This is a genomic window from Saccharothrix sp. BKS2 (assembly GCF_047689505.1).
Lineage (GTDB): Bacteria > Actinomycetota > Actinomycetes > Mycobacteriales > Pseudonocardiaceae > Actinosynnema > Actinosynnema lopnurensis.
Genome location: NZ_JAUQOL010000004.1, coordinates 139,067 through 158,012 on the forward strand (window position 1 = coordinate 139,067; position 18,946 = coordinate 158,012).

An 18,946-nucleotide genomic window follows, 5' to 3' on the forward strand; every position below is an offset into this window, starting at 1 on the left:
TAACATCGGTTCATGGACCTGGAGGACCGGTTCGAGCGCACCGTGGCGGCCGAGCAGCGCGTCGAGCCGCGTGACTGGATGCCCGAGGGCTACCGCAGGACGCTGATCAGGCAGATCGCGCAGCACGCGCACTCCGAGATCATCGGGATGCAGCCGGAGGGCAACTGGATCAGCCGCGCGCCGTCGCTGCGCCGCAAGGCGATCCTGCTGGCCAAGGTGCAGGACGAGGCCGGGCACGGCCTGTACCTGTACGCCGCGACCGAGACGCTGGGCGCGGACCGCGGCGACCTGACCGAGAAGCTGATCTCCGGCAGGCAGAAGTACTCCTCGATCTTCAACTACCCCACGCTGTCGTTCGCCGACGTCGGCGTGATCGGCTGGCTGGTCGACGGCGCGGCGATCTGCAACCAGGTCCCGCTGTGCCGCACCTCCTACGGGCCGTACGCGCGGGCCATGATCCGCATCTGCAAGGAGGAGTCCTTCCACCAGCGGCAGGGCTACGAGCTGCTGATGACGATGATGGGCGGCACCGACGCGCAGCGGGCCATGGTCCAGGAGTCCGTCGACCGCTGGTGGTGGCCGTCGCTGATGATGTTCGGCCCGCCCGACGCGGAGAGCTCGAACACCGAGCAGTCGATGAAGTGGCGGATCAAGCGCAACACCAACGACGAGCTGCGGCAGAAGTTCGTCGACATGACCGTGCCGCAGGCCGGGAAGCTGGGCGTGACGCTGCCCGACCCCGAGCTCCGGTGGAACCCCGACCGCGGCCACCACGACTTCGGCCAACCCGACTGGGACGAGTTCTGGCGCGTCGTCGGCGGCAACGGGCCGGCGAACGAGCAGCGCGTGGCGCACCGGCGCAGGGCGCACGAGGACGGCGAGTGGGTGCGCGCGGCGGCCGAGGCGTTCTCGGCCAAGCGCGCCGCCGCCGTGGAGGGCGCGGCATGAGCGCGTCGTGGCCGCTGTGGGAGGTGTTCCTCCGCGGCAAGCGCGGGCTGAACCACGTGCACGTGGGGTCGCTGCACGCGCCGGACGCCGAGATGGCCCTGCGCAACGCGCGCGACGTCTACACGCGCCGCAACGAGGGCGTGTCGATCTGGGTGGTGCCCGCGGCGGCGATCACCGCCTCGTCGCCGGACGAGAAGGACCCGTTCTTCGAGCCCAACGGCGACAAGGTCTACCGGCACCCGACGTTCTACTCCATCCCCGAGGACGTGCCGCACCTATGAGCAACGCCTACGACGGCCTGGTGGACCAGGAGGACTCGCACTGGGCGTTCGGGACGGGGTTCTCCGAGCCGCTGGCCGGGGTCGACCGGGAGCTGCCGGCGGGCGTCGACCGCGCCGACCTGTCCGCGTACTGCCTGATGCTGGGCGACGACGCGCTGGTGCTGGCGCAGCGGCTGGCCGAGTGGACCTCGCGCGCGCCCGAGCTGGAGGAGGACGTGGCGCTGGCCAACATCGCGCTCGACCTGCTCGGCCAGGCCCGGATGCTGCTCACCAGGGCCGCCGAGGCCGAGGGCGCGGGCCGCGACGAGGACGCGCTGGCGTTCCTGCGCGAGGAGCGCGAGTTCCGCAACGTGCACCTGGCCGAGATCGAGTGCGGCCCCTTCGTGGGCGGCGACTTCGCCACCACGGTGGCGCGGCTGCTGGTGTTCTCGTCGTGGAAGCTCGCCCAGTGCTCGCGGCTGCGCGCGAGCGCGGACCCGGTGCTGGCGGCGGTGGCCGAGAAGTCCGTGAAGGAGCTGGCCTACCACCGGGACCACGCGGCCCAGTGGGTCGTGCGGCTCGGCGACGGCACCGGGGAGTCGCACCGGCGGATGGCCGCCGGGCTGGCGCGGGTGTGGCCTTACCTGGACGAGCTGTTCACCGCGCACCCGGTCGAGCTGCGGCTGGCCGGAGTGGCGGTCGACCCGGCCGGGCTGCGCGCCGAGGTCGACGGGGTGCTGGACGAGGTGCTGGCGGCGGCGCGGCTGGCGCGGCCCGGCGACGTGCCGCCCGCGGCGCGGGTGAACGGGCTGGCCGGGCGGGACGGCGTGCACACCGAGGTGATGGGTTACCTGCTGGCCGAGATGCAGCACCTGCACCGGTCGCTGCCGGGCGCGAGGTGGTAGCCGTGGTCCACGCGGTCAGCGCCTATGAGGTGGCGGCCCGGGTGCGCGACCCGGAGCTGCCCGTGCTCACCCTGGCGGACCTGGGCGTGCTGCGGGACGTGACCGAGTCCGGCGGGCGGGTGTCGGTGACGATCACCCCCACCTACTCCGGGTGCCCCGCCCTGGACGAGATGGGCGCCGACCTGCGGCGCTCCCTGCTGGCGGCCGGGTTCGAGCAGGTGGAGGTGCGCACGTCGCTGTCGCCGGCGTGGACCACCGACTGGATCAGCGAGGACGGCCTGCGGAAGCTGCGGGAGGCGGGCATCGCGCCGCCGTCCCGGCTGGGGCCGCGCGCCGCCGGGCCGGTGCCGCTGAACCTGGTGCCGCCGTCGCGGCGGGTGGCGTGCCCGCGCTGCGGGTCGTCCCGGACCGCCGAGCTGTCGCGCTTCGGCTCCACGGCGTGCAAGGCGCTGCGGCGGTGCGCGGACTGCGACGAGCCGTTCGAACACGTCAAGGAGATCTGAATGCCGTTCCACCAGCTGGCCGTGGCGTCGGTCGAGCGGCTGTGCGAGGACGCCGTCGCGGTGACGTTCGACGTGCCCGGACCGCTGGCCGGGGCCTTCGCGTTCAAGGCCGGGCAGCACGTGACCCTGCGCGACGGCGACGAGCGGCGGTCGTACTCGATCTGCGCGCCGGTCGGCGCGCCGCTGCGCATCGGCGTGCGCCGGGTGGACGGCGGGCGGTTCTCGTCGCTGCTGGTGGACCGGGCGCGGGCGGGCGACGTGCTGGAGGTGTCGCCGCCGATCGGGAACTTCACGCCCGCCGGGGGCGCGCACCACGGGCTGGTGGTCGCCGGGTCGGGCATCACGCCCGCGCTGTCCATCGCCGCCACCGAGCTGGCCGCCGGCGCGCGGGTCACCCTGCTCTACGGCAACCGGCGCGCGGACACGGTGATGTTCGCCGAGGAGCTGGCCGACCTGAAGGACCGCTACCCGACGCGGTTCCAGCTGGTGCACGTGCTGTCGCGGGAGCCTCGGGACGTGGAGCTGTTCTCCGGGCGGCTGGACGGGGCGAAGCTGCGGGCGCTGCTGTCGACGGTGGTGCCGTGGGCGGACGTGGACGAGTGGTGGCTCTGCGGGCCGCACGGGTTGGTGCGGGACTCGCGCGAGGTGCTGACCTCGCTGGGCGTGCCGCCGACGGCGGTGCACCACGAGCTGTTCTACGTCGACGAGCCGCCGCCCGCGCCGCGCCGGGCCGTGCCGTCGGACGCGGTCGGCGTCGGCGTCGGCGTCGCGACCGTGGTGCTGGACGGCCGGGAGACCGCCGTGCCGCTGCCCGCGGGGACGCCGATCCTGGACGCGGCGCAGCGGGTCCGCTCCGACCTGCCGTTCGCGTGCAAGGGCGGGGTGTGCGGGACGTGCCGGGCGCGCGTGGTGTCCGGTGAGGCGGAGATGCGGCGGAACTACGCGCTGGAGCCGCACGAGGTGGCGGCGGGGTTCGTGCTGACGTGCCAGGCGGTGGCGGTGTCCTCGGAGATCACCGTCGATTTCGACGCCTGATCTGGCACATTGGGGAGCATGGGACGTTCGGCGCTCTGGGGACTGCTCATCGGCTGGGCGCTGATGGTGGTGCTGCTCACCACGAGCCTCGTGCTGTCGGACGACGACGGCTCGTCCGCCGGTGAGCTGATGGGGACGTTCATCGGGGCGTCGATCATGGCCGGGCCGCTGGGCGGCCTGCCGGGGACCCTGGTCGGTGTGATCGTGGGCGCGGCCCGCCGTCGTCCGCAGCCTGCCCTGGTGCCGCCCGCGCCGCCGCCCGTGCGGCTGCCGCCGAACGACCGCTGGTCGGCGATGGTGGCGCGGTGCGAGCTGTCGGTGCGCCGGGTGTCGGCCGCGGTGGCGACGGTGCCCCCGTCCCCGGCGCGGGACTGGCTGGAGCGGATCGCCGCGCAGTTCGGCGGTGAGCTGGGGGACGTGCGGCGGATCGCCGACCTGGGGCGGGCGCTGGGGGCCGACCAGCGGCACCCGGTGGCGCACCGGATGTCGGCGGCGGTGCGCGACTTCACCGCGTTCGAGGACGAGGTGGGGCGGGTGGCGCTCCAGATGTTCAACCAGCCGTCGTTGGAGCGGGCGCGGGTGCACCTGGAGGTGCTGGAGCAGCAGTTGCCCCACCTGGGCAACGAGTAGGCCGGATGCGGGGGCGCCCGGCGCGGGGACGTGCCGCACGGGCCCGGCGTCCACTCGAGGCGCCCCGGAACAGCGCGAAACCCGGCAACCGACCGTCCGGACGGTGAACCGGGTTCACTTCCGGGCCCTACTGGGCCCGGCCGGAGCGACTATACCCAACCCCCGTCGATCCGTCGAACGGCCTAGCGACTCGTCGAGGACTGCCACCACACCAGCACCTCTTCGGCCACCTCCGGCATCGCCACCAGCAGCCCGTCCACCGGCAGCGGGTCGTCCTCGCCCCTCCGGTCCAGCACCACCGCGCCCGACTCGACCGCCAGCGCCACCGCGCCCGCCACGTCCCACTCGTGGTAGCTGTGCAGCACCGCCGCGGCCGCGTGACCCAGCGCCACCTGCGCCACCGCCAGCGCCTTCGACCCCAGCACCCGGACCCCCGTGCCGGCCACCGCCGCCCGCGAGATGAACTCGCCCATCCCCGGCCACGGCCCCGTCCGCGTCATCTCCGTGCACACGATCGCGCTCACCGCCTGGTCGCCCAGCTTCACCGGCGTCCCGTTGGCCCGCATCCCCCGCCCGCGCGCGGCCGCGTAGATCTGGGCCCGGTACGGGTCGGCCACGACCCCCACCACCGGCCCCCAGCGGTCCACCAGCGCCAGGCTGTAGGCGCACCACGGCACCCCCGCCACGTAGTTGGCCGTGCCGTCCACCGGGTCCACCACCCAGCGGTACTCGACGTCGCTCGCCACGTCCTCGTCGGAGTCCTCGCAGAACACCGGGATGTCCGGGAACTCGGCGGTCAGCACCCGCCGGGTGTGCCGCTCCAGGGTCCGGTCGGTGTCGGTCACCCAGTCGAACGGCGAGGTGTCGTCCTCGGGCCGGGCGCCGCGGCCGGCCGTCGCCATGATCACGTCCGACGCGTCGTTGGCGAGGCGGCCCGCTATCTCCAGCGCGATCGACACCAGGCCGGGATCGACGGGCCGGGCGGGTCGTGACGACAAGACGGTCATGCCGACCTAGTGTGAACGCACGGAGTGACCGCGACGCGTACAGAAGGTGAAGCGGGGGCCAACGTCAAGCGCGACGCGAGGAGTTCGGCGGTCGTTCGCCGAGGTGTCACACCACCGTGTCCTCACGCCCCGCGGTGTGACCGACCCGCCCGTGGCGATCATCACGAAAGCTTCCCTCGCCAACGGCGTGACCACGCCGCCGAGCGCCGTCGCGAACGTTGAACTCGGGGGTCCTGAACGTACGACACGGTGGTCCTGAACGTACGACTCGCGCGCGTGTCGAACACTCGCGCCTCGCGAGTCGTACGTTCAGGCCGCGCGAGTCGTACGTTCAGACCTGGTGAGTTGTGCGTTCAGGGCTCGTGAGTTGGGTGTTCGGGACCGGTGAGGTGGGTGTTCCGGGGGCGGCTGGTGGTGGCGCGGTGCCGGGGAGGTGGGCGTCACCTACGCTTTTGCCATGTCGCGTGCAGGTTTGGACAAGAACCCCCGCGAGGTCGCCGAGATGTTCGACGGCGTGGCCGAGGGCTACGACCGCACGAACTCGGTCATGACGCTCGGGTTCGACCGGCGCTGGCGGGAGTGGAGCAGGCGCGTGCTGGACGCCCGACCGGGCGAGAAGGTGCTCGACCTGGCGGCCGGGACGGCGGTGTCCACCGTCGAGTACGCGGCGTCCGGGGCCTGGTGCGTGGCGGCCGACTTCTCGCTGGGGATGCTGCTGGGCGGCGCCCACCGGCCGGTGCCGAAGGTGGCCGCCGACGCGCTGCGCCTGCCCTTCGCCGACGGGGCGTTCGACGCGGTCACGGTGTCCTTCGGGCTGCGCAACTTCAACGACACCGAGGCCGCGCTGCGCGAGATGTGCCGGGTGGTGCGGCCCGGCGGCCGGCTGGTGGTCTGCGAGGTGTCCACGCCGACGTTCCGACCGTTCCGGTTCGTCTACCTGCGCCACCTGCTCAAGGTGCTGCCGCTGGTCGCGCGCTTCGTCTCGTCCAACCCGGACGCCTACCAGTACCTGGCCGAGTCCATGCGCACGTGGCCCGACCAGCGCTCGCTCGCGCAGGTCGTGGCCCGCGCCGGGTGGGAGGACGTGGCCTGGATGAACCTCACCGGGGGCGTGGTCGCGCTGCACAAGGCCACCAAGCCCGTCTAGGGACGCGGCCCCCGGCGACGCGCAAGTAGACTCGACCCTGACTTTGTGAACACACGCACAAGGAGCGGGGATGACGACTCCCAGCCGCCGCAGGGCAGGCGAGGACGCCGACGTGATCGTGGTCGGCGCGGGCCCGGCGGGCTCGACCGCGGCCGCCTACCTGGCCCGCGCGGGCCTGGACGTGCTGCTGCTGGAGAAGAGCACCTTCCCCCGCGAGAAGGTCTGCGGCGACGGCCTCACGCCGCGCGGCGTGAAGCAGCTGATCGACCTGGGGATCGACACCCGCGAGGAGGCGGGCTGGCTGCACAACCGCGGCCTGCGCGTGGTCGGCGGCGGGGTCCGGCTCGAACTGGACTGGCCCGAGCTGGCCACCTTCCCGCCCTACGGCGTGGTCCGGCCCCGCCAGGACTTCGACGAGATGCTGGCCCAGGTCGCGGTCCGGGCCGGTGCGCGCCTGCACGAGCAGACCAACGTGACCGGCGCCGTCGTCGAGAACGGCCGCGTGGTCGGCGTCAGCGCCAAGCAGGGCCCCGGCAAGGAGCCGGTCGAGTTCCGGGCCCCGATCGTGGTCGGGTGCGACGGGGTCAGCGCCCGCCTCGCGCTGTCGGTCGGCATCCAGAAGGACGACGCCAAGCCGATGGGCGTGGCGGTCCGCCGCTACTACGCCAGCCCTCGCACCAAGGACGACTACCTGGAGTCGCACCTGGAGCTGTGGGACCGCGAGAACGACGTGCTGCTGCCCGGCTACGGCTGGATCTTCGGCATGGGCGACGGCACGGTGAACGTCGGCCTCGGCATCCTCAGCACCTCCAAGGCGTACGGCACCACCGACTACCGCGCGTTGCTGAAGAGCTGGCTCGACGGCACCCCGGAGGAGTGGGGCTTCCGCGAGGAGAACGCCACCGGCCGCATCGGCGGCGCGGCCCTGCCCATGGGCCTGAACCGCAAGCCCCACTACCGGAACGGGCTGCTCCTGGTCGGTGACGCCGGCGGCATGGTGAACCCGTTCAACGGCGAGGGCATCGGTTACGCCATGGAGTCGGCCCGGATCGCCGCCGAGAGCGTCGTGCAGGCCCTGGCCCGCACCGGCGCGAGCCGCGAACGCGCCCTGCACGGCTACCCGGTGCGCATCGAACAGGCCCTGGGCAGCTACTACCGGCTCGGCAACGTCTTCAGCAGGCTCATCGGCAACCCCACCGTCATGCGCACCGCGACCAGGTACGGCCTGCCGCGCAAAACGCTGATGAAACTGGTGCTCAAGCTGCTCGCCGGCCTTTACGACCCGAAGGACGGCGACTCGTTCGACCGTCTCATCACGGCGGCCACCAAACTCACTCCGACGGCCTAACGAGGGTCACCTGAACGGCGCAGCGTCGTCCTCCGGGACGGCGCTGTTCCGCATTCGGTGTGCTCCGGTTCACCCCCGGCCCTCCCCACTGTTGATCTAGCCCGGTATGGGCAGGTCAGAGCGGTTCAGGGGGTGTGTGTCACGCCTCTGTGTGACGTTCTACACTGGCCCCCGGGTCTTGTGAATCACTTCACAACCGGCTGAGATACCTTGTGAAGTGTTTCACAAGCGACCTGCGGATTGTTAGGCGTGCCTAACTCCCGGAGGGTGCAGGAACACCCCTTAGGGTGCGCAACGGTCGGCGGTGCACCACCACCGCGACAGCGAGGAAAGGACGACGGAGAGTGCTGGACCCTTACCTCCCCCTCGTATTGATGTTCGCCCTCGCCGCGGCCTTCGCGCTGTTCTCGGTGACGGCCGCCCCGTACATCGGCCCCCGCCGCTACAACCGCGCGAAGCTCGACGCGTACGAGTGCGGCATCGAACCGTCGCCGCAACCGGTGGTCGGCGGCGGCCGCATGCCGGTCGCCTACTACCTCACGGCGATGCTGTTCATCCTGTTCGACATCGAAATGGTCTTCCTCTACCCGTTCGCGGTCTCCGCGGACCGGCTCGGCCTGTTCGGCCTGGTGGAGATCGTGCTGTTCGTCGCCACGGTCGGCTTCGCGTACGCCTACGTCTGGCGTCGCGGCGGCCTCGACTGGAACTGAGGGGGAAGACCATGGGTCTCGAAGAGAAGCTCCCGAACGGCATCCTGCTGGCCAGCGTCGAGAAGCTGGTCAACTGGACCCGCAAGTCCTCGCTCTGGCCCGCCACCTTCGGCCTGGCCTGCTGCGCCATCGAGATGATGACCACCGGCGGCCCGCGCTACGACCTGGCGCGCTTCGGCATGGAGGTCTTCCGCGCCTCGCCCCGCCAGGCGGACCTGATGATCGTGGCCGGCCGGGTGACCAACAAGATGGCCCCGGTGCTGCGCCAGATCTACGACCAGATGCCGGAGCCCCGCTGGGTGCTGGCCATGGGCGTGTGCGCCTCCTCCGGCGGCATGTTCAACAACTACGCGGTGGTGCAGGGCGTGGACCACGTCGTGCCGGTCGACATGTACCTGCCGGGCTGCCCGCCGCGGCCGGAGATGCTGATCGACGCGATCCTCAAGATCCACGCGAAGATCATGGACGAGCCGCTGGGACCGACCAGGGCGGCGCTGCTGGCCGAACAGGGCCACCGCACCGACCTGATCCCGTCCTCCCAGCGCTTTGCGAAGAAGTGAGCGGCAATGGCAAACGAGACCGGCGCTGACGACAACAACACCAGGGGCGAGGTCGAGAAGACCCCCGGCGCCGACACCCCGAGCAACGCCACCGGCGAGGCCCTCAGCTCCTCGACCATGAGCGAGTCCGAGTACGAGGAGCACCTGGACCGCGGCGGCGTCGTGGCCGGCCGCGCCCGCCAGGGCATGTTCGGCATCTCCGGCTCCGGCGACACCTCCGGCTTCGGCGGCCTGCGGCTGCCCGCCCACGTCTCCGCGCCGTCCGAGCGGCCCTACGGCGGCTGGTTCGACGAGGTCGCCGACGAGCTGCTGGCCGCGATCCGCGAGCGGGGCCTGCCCGCCGACACCGTCCAGCAGATCACCGTGGACCGCGGCGAGATCACCTTCTACCTGCGCCGGGAGAACCTGCTCCAGGTGGCGGGCATCCTGCGCGACGACCCGGCGCTGCGCTTCGAGCTGTGCAGCTCGGTGTCCGGTGTGGACTACGGCGTGGACGCACCGCAGCGGCTGCACTCGGTCTACCACCTCACGTCGATGACCTACCGCCGCCGCATCCGGCTGGAGGTCGCGGTCGACGTGGACGACGCGCACATCCCCAGCGTCGTGTCGGTCTACCCGACCGCCGACTGGCAGGAGCGCGAGACCTGGGACATGTTCGGCATCGTCTACGACGGCCACCCGGGGCTGACCCGGATCCTCATGCCGGACGACTGGGACGGCCACCCGCAGCGCAAGGACTACCCGCTCGGCGGCATCCCGGTGGAGTACAAGGGCGCGGAGATCCCCCCGCCAGACCAGAGGCGGTCCTACTCATGACTGAACGGCTTTCCGACGTCACGACCGGCACGGACACCAGCGCCGAGGGCCGTGACAGCGACTCGTACGAGGCCAACCGCACCACGTCGAACCCGGACTCCTACGCGGGCGCCCGGGAGACCACCGAGGGCACCGTCTACACGGTGACCGGCGGCGACTGGGACGAGGTCCTGGCCGAGGCCGCGGGCGACGAGCGCATCATCATGAACCTGGGTCCGCAGCACCCCTCCACCCACGGCGTGCTGCGCCTGGTGCTGGAGCTGGAGGGCGAGACCGTCACCCAGGCCCGCAGCGTCATCGGCTACCTGCACACCGGCATCGAGAAGAACTGCGAGTACCGGAACTGGACCCAGGGCGTCACCTTCGTGACGCGCATGGACTACCTGGCGCCGCTGCACAACGAGGCCGCGTACTGCATGGCCGTGGAGAAGCTGCTCGGCATCACCGTGCCGCAGCGCGCCCAGGTCGCGCGGGTCGTCCTGATGGAGCTCAACCGGATCTCCTCGCACCTGGTGGCGCTGGCCACCGGCGGCATGGAGCTGGGCGCGCTGACCGGCATGACCGCGGGCTTCCGGGAGCGCGAGGAGGTCCTGCACCTGCTGGAGTTCCTGACCGGCCTGCGGATGAACCACGCGTTCATCCGGCCCGGCGGCCTCGCGCAGGACTTCCCCGAGGGCGCGGTGCAGCGCATCGAGGAGTTCATCAAGGTGATGGACTCCCGCCTGCCCGACTACGACAAGCTGCTCACCGGCCAGCCGATCTGGCGCAACCGCCTCGCGGGCGTCGGCTACCTGCCCGTGGACGCGTGCCTGGCGCTGGGCATCACCGGCCCGATCCTGCGCTCCGCGGGCCTGCCGTGGGACCTGCGCAAGGTCGACCCCTACTCGGGCTACGAGAACTACGAGTTCGACGTGCCCACGTCGACCGCGGCCGACTCCTACGCCCGCTACCTGCTGCGCGTGGAGGAGATCCACCAGTCGCTGCGGATCGTGCGGCAGGCCGTGGCCGCCCTGCCCGCGGGCCCGGTCATGGTCGAGGACGCCAAGGTCGCCTGGCCCGCCCAGCTGACCATCGGCGCGGACGGCATGGGCAACTCCCTGGAGCACGTCCGCAAGATCATGGGCCAGTCCATGGAGTCCCTGATCCACCACTTCAAGCTGGTGACCGAGGGCTTCGCGGTGCCGGCCGGGCAGGTCTACGTGCCGATCGAGTCGCCGCGCGGCGAGCTGGGCTACCACCTCGTCTCCGACGGCGGCACCCGGCCGATGCGCGTCCACGTGCGCGACCCCAGCTTCGTGAACCTCCAGTCGATGCCCGCGATGTGCGAGGGCGGCATGGTCGCCGACGTCATCGCGTCGGTGGCCTCTATCGACCCGGTGATGGGTGGTTGTGACCGATGAGCACTTCCGAAGAGGTCTACGCGGCCTCCCCGCTGGACCCCGTGGCGACGCAGCGCCTGGTCGACGAGAACGTCGTCGACACCAGCGCGTTCGACCACATCGTCGACCGGGCGCGGGCGATCGTGGCCCGGTACCCGGTGCCGCGCTCGGCGCTGCTGCCGATGCTGCACCTGGTGCAGTCGGTCGAGGGGTACGTCAGCCAGGCCGGCATCACCTTCTGCGCCGACCAGCTCGACCTGACCAACGCCGAGGTCAGCGCGGTCGCGACGTTCTACACCATGTACAAGCGCCGCCCGTGCGGCGAGCACCTGGTGAGCGTCTGCACCAACACGCTGTGCGCGGCGCTGGGCGGTGACGCCATCTACGCCCGGCTGCGCGAGCACCTGGGCAGCGACGGCCGGCCGCTGGGCCACGAGGAGACCTCGGGCGAGCCGGGCGCACCCGGTTCGATCACGCTGGAGCACGCCGAGTGCCTGGCGGCGTGCGACCTCGGGCCGGTGCTCCAGGTCAACTACGAGTACTTCGACAACCAGACGCCGGAGCAGGCGCTGGAGCTGGTCCGGTCCCTCCAGGCGGGGGAGAAGCCGCAGCCCACGCGCGGTGCGCGGCTGACCGACTTCCGCCAGGCCGAGCTCCAGCTGGCCGGGTTCTTCGAGGGCCGGGACGCGGACCTGGACGGCCCGTCCGCCGCCCCGGAGACGGTGCGCGGGGCCAAGATCGCGGCCGAGCGCGGGTGGACCGCACCGGCGATGCCGGAGCACGCGGAGTTCCCGCCGCTGCCGGAGAAGAAGTAGGAGGGCAGCCGGACATGGTCGCGGTATCCAATGGTGCCTCCGCGGGGAAGAGCACGTCGGCACCCCTGACCCCCGTCCTGACGAAGCGCTGGCTGTCGCCGCGCTCCTGGACGCTGAAGACCTACGAGCAGCTGGAGGGGTACACGGCGCTGCGCAAGGCGCTCACCGCCCACCCGGACCAGCTGATCCAGCAGTGCAAGGACTCCGGGCTGCGGGGTCGCGGCGGCGCGGGCTTCCCCACCGGCATGAAGTGGGGCTTCATCCCGCAGGGCGACGGCAAGCCGCACTACCTCGTCATCAACGCCGACGAGGGCGAGCCGGGCACCTGCAAGGACATCCCGCTGATGATGGCGGACCCGCACTCGCTGGTCGAGGGCATCATCATCACCTCGTACGCGATCCGGGCGAACTTCGCCGCGATCTACGTGCGCGGCGAGGTGCTGCACGTGATCCGCCGGCTGCACGCGGCGGTGCGCGAGGCGTACGAGGCGGGCTACCTGGGCAAGGACATCCTCGGCTCGGGCTTCGACCTCGACCTGGTCGTGCACGCGGGCGCGGGCGCCTACATCTGCGGCGAGGAGACGGCGCTGCTGGACTCGCTGGAGGGCCGCCGCGGTCAGCCGCGGCTCAAGCCGCCGTTCCCCGCGACCGCCGGCCTGTACGCGTCGCCGACCGTGGTGAACAACGTCGAGACGATCGCCAGCGTGCCCTACATCGTCAACGGCGGCGCGGACTGGTTCCGCACCATGGGCCGCGAGCGGTCGCCGGGCCCGAAGATCTTCTCGCTGTCCGGCCACGTCGAGCGCCCCGGCCAGTACGAGGCCCCGATGGGCGTCACGCTGCGCGAGCTGCTGGAGCTGGCGGGCGGCATGAAGGACGGCATCCCGCTGAAGTTCTGGACGCCGGGCGGCTCGTCCACCCCGCTGTTCACCGCGGAGCACCTGGACGTGCCGCTGGACTTCGAGGGCGCGGCCGAGGCGGGCTCGATGCTCGGCACCACCGCGCTCCAGATCTTCAACGAGACGGTGTCGGTGCCCTGGGCCGTCATGAAGTGGACGGAGTTCTACAAGCACGAGTCGTGCGGCAAGTGCACGCCGTGCCGCGAGGGCACCTACTGGCTGGTGCAGATCCTCCAGCGCATGGTGCGCGGCGAGGGCACGCCGAGCGACATCGACACGCTGCTGGACGTCTGCGACAACATCCTGGGCCGCTCGTTCTGCGCGCTCGGCGACGGCGCGGTCAGCCCGATCACCAGCGGCATCAAGTACTTCAGGGACGAGTTCCTGGCGCTGTGCGACCAGAACTCCAAGGTGTTGGCAGGTGCACAGGCATGACGATCGCCCCTGACAAGAGCGCCCCGAAGGGACCGGACGCCGTGGTGGTCCCCGAGGGCCACGTCAAGCTCGTCATCGACGGCCAGGAGGTCGTCGCGCCCAAGGGCGAGCTGCTGATCCGCACCGCGGAGCGGCTGGGGACCGTCATCCCCCGGTTCTGCGACCACCCGCTGCTGGAGCCCGCGGGCGCCTGCCGGCAGTGCCTGGTCGAGGTGGAGATGGGCGGCCGGCCGATGCCGAAGCCGCAGGCCAGCTGCACCATGACGGTCGCCGACGGCATGGTCGTCAAGACCCAGCTGACCTCGCCGGTGGCGGACAAGGCACAGCAGGGCGTGATGGAGCTGCTGCTCATCAACCACCCGCTGGACTGCCCGATCTGCGACAAGGGCGGCGAGTGCCCGCTCCAGAACCAGGCCCTCGCGCACGGTCGCGCGGACTCCCGGTTCCACGAGCACAAGCGGACCTTCCCCAAGCCGATCCCGATCTCCACGCAGGTGCTGCTGGACCGGGAGCGGTGCGTGCTGTGCCAGCGGTGCACGCGGTTCTCGTCCCAGATCGCGGGCGACCCGTTCATCGAGCTGCTGGAGCGCGGCTCGCAGCAGCAGGTCGGCGTGGCCGAGCAGAAGCCGTTCCAGTCGTACTTCTCCGGCAACACCATCCAGATCTGCCCGGTGGGCGCGCTGACCAGCGCCGCCTACCGGTTCCGGGCCCGCCCGTTCGACCTGGTGTCGACCCCCGGCGTGTGCGAGCACTGCGCGTCGGGCTGCGCCACCCGCACGGACTGGCGGCGCGGCGCCGTGCAGCGGCGGCTGGCGGCCGACGACCCCGAGGTCAACGAGGAGTGGACCTGCGACAAGGGCCGCTTCGCGTTCCGCTACAGCACGGCCGACGACCGGGTCCGCCGCCCGCTGGTGCGCGACGCGGAGACCGGTGAGCTGCGCGAGTCCTCCTGGACCGAGGCGCTCCAGGTCGCGGCCGAGGGCCTGGCCAGGGCCCGCGACGGCCGGGGCGCGGCGGTGCTGGCCGGTGGCCGGCTGACCGTCGAGGACGCCTACGCCTACGCGAAGTTCGCCCGGGTCGCGCTGCGCACCAACGACGTGGACTTCCGCGCCCGGCCGCACTCGAACGAGGAGCTGGAGTTCCTGACCGGCGCGGTCCTCGGCCGCACCCCGGACAGCGGCGGCGTCACCTACGCGGCGATCGAGTCCGCCCCGGCCGCGCTGCTGGTGGCGTTCGAGCCGGAGGAGGAGTCCCCGATCGTGTTCCTGCGGCTGCGCAAGGCGGTCCGCAAGAACCGGACGAAGGTCTTCCACCTGGGCCAGTACACGACCCCGGCGGTGGAGAAGACCGGCGGCGTGCTGCTGGCCTGCGTGCCCGGCCAGGAGCCGTCGGCGCTCAACGCGCTGCCCGAGCACGCGGCCGACGTGGTCGAGGACCTGGCCGAGCCGGGCGCGGTGATCCTGGTGGGCGAGCGCGCCGCCGAGGTCCCGGGCCTGTTCTCGGCGGTCGCGGCGCTGGCCGAGCGCACCGGGGCGCGGGTCGCCTGGGTGCCGCGGCGCGCCGGCGAGCGGGGCGCCCTGGAGGCCGGCCTGCTGCCCACGCTGCTGCCGGGCGGCCACCTGGTCGGCGACCCCGCGGCACGCGCCGCGGTCGAGGCGGCCTGGGGCCTGGGCGCCGGCTCGCTGCCGGCCGTGGCGGGCCGCGACACCACGGGCATCCTGACCGCCGCCGCGGGCGGCGAGCTGGACGCGCTGGTGGTCGGCGGGGTCGACCCGTTCGACCTGCCGGACCCGGGGCTGGCCGAGCAGGCGCTGCGCGCCACCGGTTTCGTGGTCAGCCTGGAGCTGCGGCACAGCGCGGTCACCGCGCACGCCGACGTGGTGCTCCCGGTCGCCTCGGCGGTCGAGAAGGCGGGCACCTACCTGAACTGGGAGGGCCGCTCGCGGTCGTTCCAGACCACCCTGGAGGGCACCGGCGCGCTGTCGGACGGCCGCGTGCTGGACACGCTGGCCGTGGAGATGGACGCCGACCTGTTCACCCAGACCCCGGCGGCGGCGGCGGCCGACTTCGCGCGGCTGGGCACGGCGACCGTGAGCGCCGGCGCCCCGACCGCGGCCGCGCCGCTGCTGACCCAGCCCCGGGACGGCCAGGCCGTCCTGGCGACCTGGCGCCGCCTGCTGGACAACGGCTCGCTCCAGGACCGCGAGCCGAACCTGGCGGGCACCGCGCGCCCGGTCGTGGCCAAGCTGTCCCCGGCCACCGCCGTGCACCTGGGCGTGGAGCTGGGTGGCGAGATCACCGTGTCCACCGACCGGGGCGAGGTGGTGCTGCCGGTCGAGGCGGCCGACCTGCCCGACGGCGTCGTGTGGCTGCCCGGCAACTCGGGCGCGGTCACCGTGCGGCGCAACCTGGTCGCGGGCCACGGCTCCGTGGTCGCGGTCGCCCCGGCGGTCACCGGGAGCAACAGCACGCTCGGAGGCGAGGCATGACCACCGCAGAACTCATCGCCGACGACCCGCTCTGGTTGATCGTCATCAAGGTCGTGGGGATCTTCGCGTTCCTCGTCGTGATGACCCTCTTCATGATCAACTGGGAGCGCAAGGTCGTCGCCCGGATGCAGCAGCGTCCCGGCCCGAACCGGGTCGGCCCCAACGGCTGGCTCCAGTCGCTGGCCGACGGCCTGAAGCTGGCGTTCAAGGAGGACATCCGCCCGGTCCTGGCGGACAAGTGGGTGTTCTTCCTGGCCCCGGTGATCTCCTGCGTCCCCGCGTTCGTCGCCTTCTCGGTCATCCCGATCGGCGGCGAGGTCTCGATCTTCGGCGAGCGCACCGCCCTCCAGCTGGTCGACCTGCCGGTCGGCGTGCTGGTCGTGCTGGCCTGCTCCTCGCTCGGCGTGTACGGCATCGTGCTGTCCGGCTGGGCGTCCGGCTCGCCCTACCCGCTGCTGGGCGCGCTGCGCTCGGCCGCGCAGGTGATCTCCTACGAGATCGCGATGGGCCTGTCGATCGTCGCCGTGGTCATGCACTCGCACTCGCTGTCCACCTCGGAGATCGTCGACGCGCAGTCCGGCGGCTGGTACTTCTACCTGCTGCCGGTCAGCTTCCTGATCTACGTCGTCTCCATGGTCGGCGAGACCAACCGCGCGCCGTTCGACCTCCCCGAGGCCGAGTCGGAGCTGGTCGGCGGCTTCCACACCGAGTACAGCTCGCTGAAGTTCGCGCTGTTCTTCCTCGCCGAGTACGTCAACATGGTGACCGTCTCGGCGCTGGCCACCACCCTGTTCCTGGGCGGCTGGCGGTTCCCGTTCGTCGGCGACGACCACCTGCTCAACAGCGGCTGGTTCGGCCTGCTGTGGTTCGTGCTCAAGACGCTGGCCTTCCTGTTCCTGTTCATCTGGCTGCGCGGCACGCTGCCCCGCCTGCGCTACGACCAGTTCATGCGGCTCGGCTGGAAGTTCCTGGTCCCGGTCGCGCTGATCTGGTTCGTCGCGGTGGCGTTCGCCCGCTTCCTGCGCCAGGAGTGGGAGGCCCGCGGCGGGCTGGACACCAGCACCGCCCTGATCGTGATCGGCGCGTTCCTCGCGATCGTGCTGCTGGTCGCGTTCCTGCTGCCCGACAAGCGCGAGCCGCACGACCCGAACGCCGTCCCGGTCACCGGCGGCGGCTACCCCGTGCCGCCGCTCGACCTCGCAGTCCCCAAGGCCCCGCCACGCCGGCAGGTCCCGGTCGCGGAGCTGCCCACCACCACCGGCGGAGCCGGTGATCGGACCACCGCCGGCGGCGACGCCGGCACCCGCACCCAGGAACCGGCAGCGGTTACCGCATCCAAGGAGGCCAGCGATGGGGATGTTTGATCCCGTCAAGGGCTTCGGCGTCACCTTCGGCACGATGTTCAAGAAGGTCGTCACCGAGGAGTACCCCGAGGTCAAGAAGGTCACCGCGCCGCGGTTCCACGGTCGCCACCAGCTCAACCGGCACCCGGACGGGCTGGAGAAGTGCGTGGGCTGCGAGCTGTGCGCGTGGGCCTGCCCGGCGGACGCGATCTTCGTCGAGGGCGGCGACAACACCGAGGACGAGCGCTACTCGCCCGGTGAGCGCTACGGCGCGGACTACCAGATCAACTACCTGCGGTGCATCGGCTGCGGCCTGTGCATCGAGGCGTGCCCGACCCGCTCGCTCACCATGACCAACGAGTACGAGCTGGCCGACGACAACCGCCAGAAGCTGATCTTCACCAAGGAAGACCTGCTCGCGCCCCTGCTGCCCGGCATGGAGCAGCCGCCGCACCCGATGCGGCTGGGCGAGGACGAGAAGGACTACTACGTGAACGGCCCGGCGCTGGCCCGCGAGGCGGGCGTGCCCGAGGGCACGACGGTCGAGACGGGGCCCGAGGAGGCGTTGAAGTGAGCCTCTCGTCCCTGCTCCTCCAGCAGCCCGAAGCGGTCGAGACCGCGGTCGACGTCGTCACCACCGGCGAGGCGGTCGTGTTCTGGGTCCTCGGCCCGCTCGCCCTGGCCGGCGCGCTGGGGATGCTCTTCGCGCGGAACGCGGTGCACTCCGCGCTGTGGCTGGTGCTCACCATGCTCAGCCTCGGTGTGCTCTACATGGTCCAGCAGGCGCCGTTCCTCGGCTTCGTGCAGATCATCGTCTACACCGGCGCGATCATGATGCTGTTCCTGTTCGTGCTGATGCTCGTCGGCCGGGACAGCTCCGACTCGGTGGTCGAGGTGCTGCGCGGCCAGCGGCTGGCCGCGGCCGTGCTGGGCGTCGGCTTCGCCGGCCTGGTGGTCGGCTCGCTGGGTCGCGCGCTGACCTCCGTGCAGCCGGTCGGGCTGGTCGAGTCGAACAGCCAGGGCGGCGGCAACGTCGCCAACATCGGCGCGGAGATCTTCACCGACTACCTGTTCCCGTTCGAGCTGACCTCCGCGCTGCTGATCACCGCGGCGGTCGGCGCGATGGTGCTGGCCTTCTCCTCGCGCGCCGGCAGGGACGCCAAGAAGACCCAGCGCGAGCTGGTCGAGGAGCGCTTCCGCGGTCCCCGCCCCGGCTCGCTGCCCGGTCCCGGCGTGTTCGCCACCGCCAACTCGGTGGCCACGCCCGCCCTGCTGCCGGACGGCTCGGTCGCCGCCGAGTCCCTGTCCGAGCTGATCGAGACCACCGGCAAGGAACGTTTCGACGACGACGTCGCGGAGGTGTCCGGCACCGGGCAGCAGCCCGACGCACGCGCGCTCAAGGGAGAGTCGTCGTGACCCCTACGTACTACCTGCTGCTGTCGGCGCTGCTGTTCAGCCTCGGCGCGGTCGGCGTGCTGGTGCGGCGCAACGCCATCGTGGTGTTCATGTGCGTCGAGCTGATGCTCAACGCGGTCAACCTCAGCCTGGTCACGTTCGCCCGCATCAACGGCGGCCTGGACGGCCAGGTCATGGCGTTCTTCGTGATGGTCGTGGCCGCGGCCGAGGTCGTGGTCGGCCTGGCGATCATCATGGCGATCTTCAAGTCGCGTCGCTCGGCCTCGGTCGACGATTCCAACCTGTTGAAGTACTGAGAGGT

The 18,946-nt window shown here is 71.8% G+C and carries 20 protein-coding genes; 19 read left to right on the forward strand and 1 reads right to left on the reverse strand.

The features are described 5' to 3' along the window. Window positions 1-12: 12 nt before the first annotated feature. Genes paaA through Q5530_RS09275 form a run of 6 tightly spaced genes read left to right on the forward strand, consistent with a single transcriptional unit; the run spans window position 13 to window position 4,281 of the window. A complete protein-coding gene (paaA, locus tag Q5530_RS09250) occupies window positions 13-948 on the forward strand; it encodes a 1,2-phenylacetyl-CoA epoxidase subunit PaaA (protein ID WP_415361810.1) in 936 nt (311 codons plus the stop codon). Continuing rightward, on the forward strand, window positions 945-1,229 hold the full coding sequence (gene paaB / locus Q5530_RS09255; protein WP_415361811.1) for a 1,2-phenylacetyl-CoA epoxidase subunit PaaB: 285 nt from the start codon (window positions 945-947) through the stop codon (window positions 1,227-1,229). Before paaA ends, paaB begins: the two co-directional genes overlap by 4 nt. Further along, window positions 1,226-2,113 (forward strand): 1,2-phenylacetyl-CoA epoxidase subunit PaaC, encoded by an 888-nt coding sequence (gene paaC, locus Q5530_RS09260; protein WP_415361812.1) that lies wholly within the window; start codon window positions 1,226-1,228, stop codon window positions 2,111-2,113. The genes paaB and paaC overlap by 4 nt, the downstream gene beginning before the upstream one ends. Window positions 2,114-2,115: 2 nt before the next feature. Continuing rightward, on the forward strand, window positions 2,116-2,616 hold the full coding sequence (gene paaD, locus Q5530_RS09265) for a 1,2-phenylacetyl-CoA epoxidase subunit PaaD (RefSeq protein WP_415361813.1): 501 nt from the start codon (window positions 2,116-2,118) through the stop codon (window positions 2,614-2,616). Beyond that, entirely contained in the window at window positions 2,617-3,651 is a 1,035-nt protein-coding gene (gene paaE / locus Q5530_RS09270) for a 1,2-phenylacetyl-CoA epoxidase subunit PaaE (RefSeq protein ID WP_415361814.1), read from the forward strand. It abuts the gene before it with no gap. Window positions 3,652-3,669: 18 nt separating this feature from the next. Next, entirely contained in the window at window positions 3,670-4,281 is a 612-nt protein-coding gene (locus Q5530_RS09275) for a hypothetical protein (protein WP_415361815.1), read from the forward strand. 182 nt (window positions 4,282-4,463) lie between these two features. Here the strand turns inward: Q5530_RS09275 and Q5530_RS09280 are convergent, their stop codons facing one another. Continuing rightward, window positions 4,464-5,288: an inositol monophosphatase family protein gene (locus tag Q5530_RS09280; RefSeq protein ID WP_415361816.1), complete on the reverse strand. Its 825-nt coding sequence runs from the start codon at window positions 5,286-5,288 to the stop codon at window positions 4,464-4,466. Between the two features lie 457 nt (window positions 5,289-5,745). On the opposite strand from Q5530_RS09280, the gene Q5530_RS09285 reads away from it, so the two are divergent. From Q5530_RS09285 to nuoK, 13 genes are all read left to right on the forward strand, one after another. After that, window positions 5,746-6,435 carry a demethylmenaquinone methyltransferase gene (locus Q5530_RS09285; protein WP_380634418.1) on the forward strand — a complete coding sequence of 230 codons (690 nt, stop codon included), beginning with the start codon at window positions 5,746-5,748 and terminating at the stop codon, window positions 6,433-6,435. A gap of 70 nt (window positions 6,436-6,505) precedes the next feature. Next, window positions 6,506-7,783, forward strand: coding sequence for a geranylgeranyl reductase family protein (locus Q5530_RS09290; protein ID WP_380634416.1), 1,278 nt, complete (start codon window positions 6,506-6,508; stop codon window positions 7,781-7,783). Between the two features lie 344 nt (window positions 7,784-8,127). Then, on the forward strand, window positions 8,128-8,493 hold the full coding sequence (locus tag Q5530_RS09295) for an NADH-quinone oxidoreductase subunit A (protein ID WP_344036212.1): 366 nt from the start codon (window positions 8,128-8,130) through the stop codon (window positions 8,491-8,493). Window positions 8,494-8,504: 11 nt separating this feature from the next. Next, on the forward strand, window positions 8,505-9,053 hold the full coding sequence (locus Q5530_RS09300; protein ID WP_415361817.1) for a NuoB/complex I 20 kDa subunit family protein: 549 nt from the start codon (window positions 8,505-8,507) through the stop codon (window positions 9,051-9,053). Window positions 9,054-9,170: 117 nt separating this feature from the next. Beyond that, window positions 9,171-9,869, forward strand: a complete 699-nt coding sequence (locus Q5530_RS09305; protein WP_380634650.1) for an NADH-quinone oxidoreductase subunit C — start codon at window positions 9,171-9,173, stop codon at window positions 9,867-9,869. Continuing rightward, window positions 9,866-11,269, forward strand: coding sequence for an NADH-quinone oxidoreductase subunit D (locus Q5530_RS09310; RefSeq protein WP_415361818.1), 1,404 nt, complete (start codon window positions 9,866-9,868; stop codon window positions 11,267-11,269). The genes Q5530_RS09305 and Q5530_RS09310 overlap by 4 nt, the downstream gene beginning before the upstream one ends. Further along, complete coding sequence (gene nuoE / locus Q5530_RS09315; RefSeq protein WP_415361819.1) at window positions 11,266-12,063, forward strand: NADH-quinone oxidoreductase subunit NuoE; 798 nt, start codon at window positions 11,266-11,268, stop codon at window positions 12,061-12,063. Before Q5530_RS09310 ends, nuoE begins: the two co-directional genes overlap by 4 nt. Window positions 12,064-12,077: 14 nt before the next feature. Further along, a complete protein-coding gene (nuoF, locus tag Q5530_RS09320; RefSeq protein ID WP_415361820.1) occupies window positions 12,078-13,397 on the forward strand; it encodes an NADH-quinone oxidoreductase subunit NuoF in 1,320 nt (439 codons plus the stop codon). Beyond that, complete coding sequence (locus Q5530_RS09325; protein ID WP_415361821.1) at window positions 13,394-15,886, forward strand: NADH-quinone oxidoreductase subunit G; 2,493 nt, start codon at window positions 13,394-13,396, stop codon at window positions 15,884-15,886. Before nuoF ends, Q5530_RS09325 begins: the two co-directional genes overlap by 4 nt. After that, complete coding sequence (gene nuoH, locus Q5530_RS09330) at window positions 15,883-17,250, forward strand: NADH-quinone oxidoreductase subunit NuoH (protein WP_415361822.1); 1,368 nt, start codon at window positions 15,883-15,885, stop codon at window positions 17,248-17,250. Before Q5530_RS09325 ends, nuoH begins: the two co-directional genes overlap by 4 nt. Beyond that, entirely contained in the window at window positions 17,237-17,803 is a 567-nt protein-coding gene (nuoI, locus tag Q5530_RS09335) for an NADH-quinone oxidoreductase subunit NuoI (RefSeq protein WP_380634402.1), read from the forward strand. Before nuoH ends, nuoI begins: the two co-directional genes overlap by 14 nt. Further along, on the forward strand, window positions 17,800-18,645 hold the full coding sequence (locus tag Q5530_RS09340) for an NADH-quinone oxidoreductase subunit J (protein ID WP_380634400.1): 846 nt from the start codon (window positions 17,800-17,802) through the stop codon (window positions 18,643-18,645). The genes nuoI and Q5530_RS09340 overlap by 4 nt, the downstream gene beginning before the upstream one ends. Further along, window positions 18,642-18,941 (forward strand): NADH-quinone oxidoreductase subunit NuoK, encoded by a 300-nt coding sequence (nuoK, locus tag Q5530_RS09345; RefSeq protein ID WP_380634399.1) that lies wholly within the window; start codon window positions 18,642-18,644, stop codon window positions 18,939-18,941. The genes Q5530_RS09340 and nuoK overlap by 4 nt, the downstream gene beginning before the upstream one ends. The last annotated feature ends 5 nt before the right edge of the window (window positions 18,942-18,946 follow it).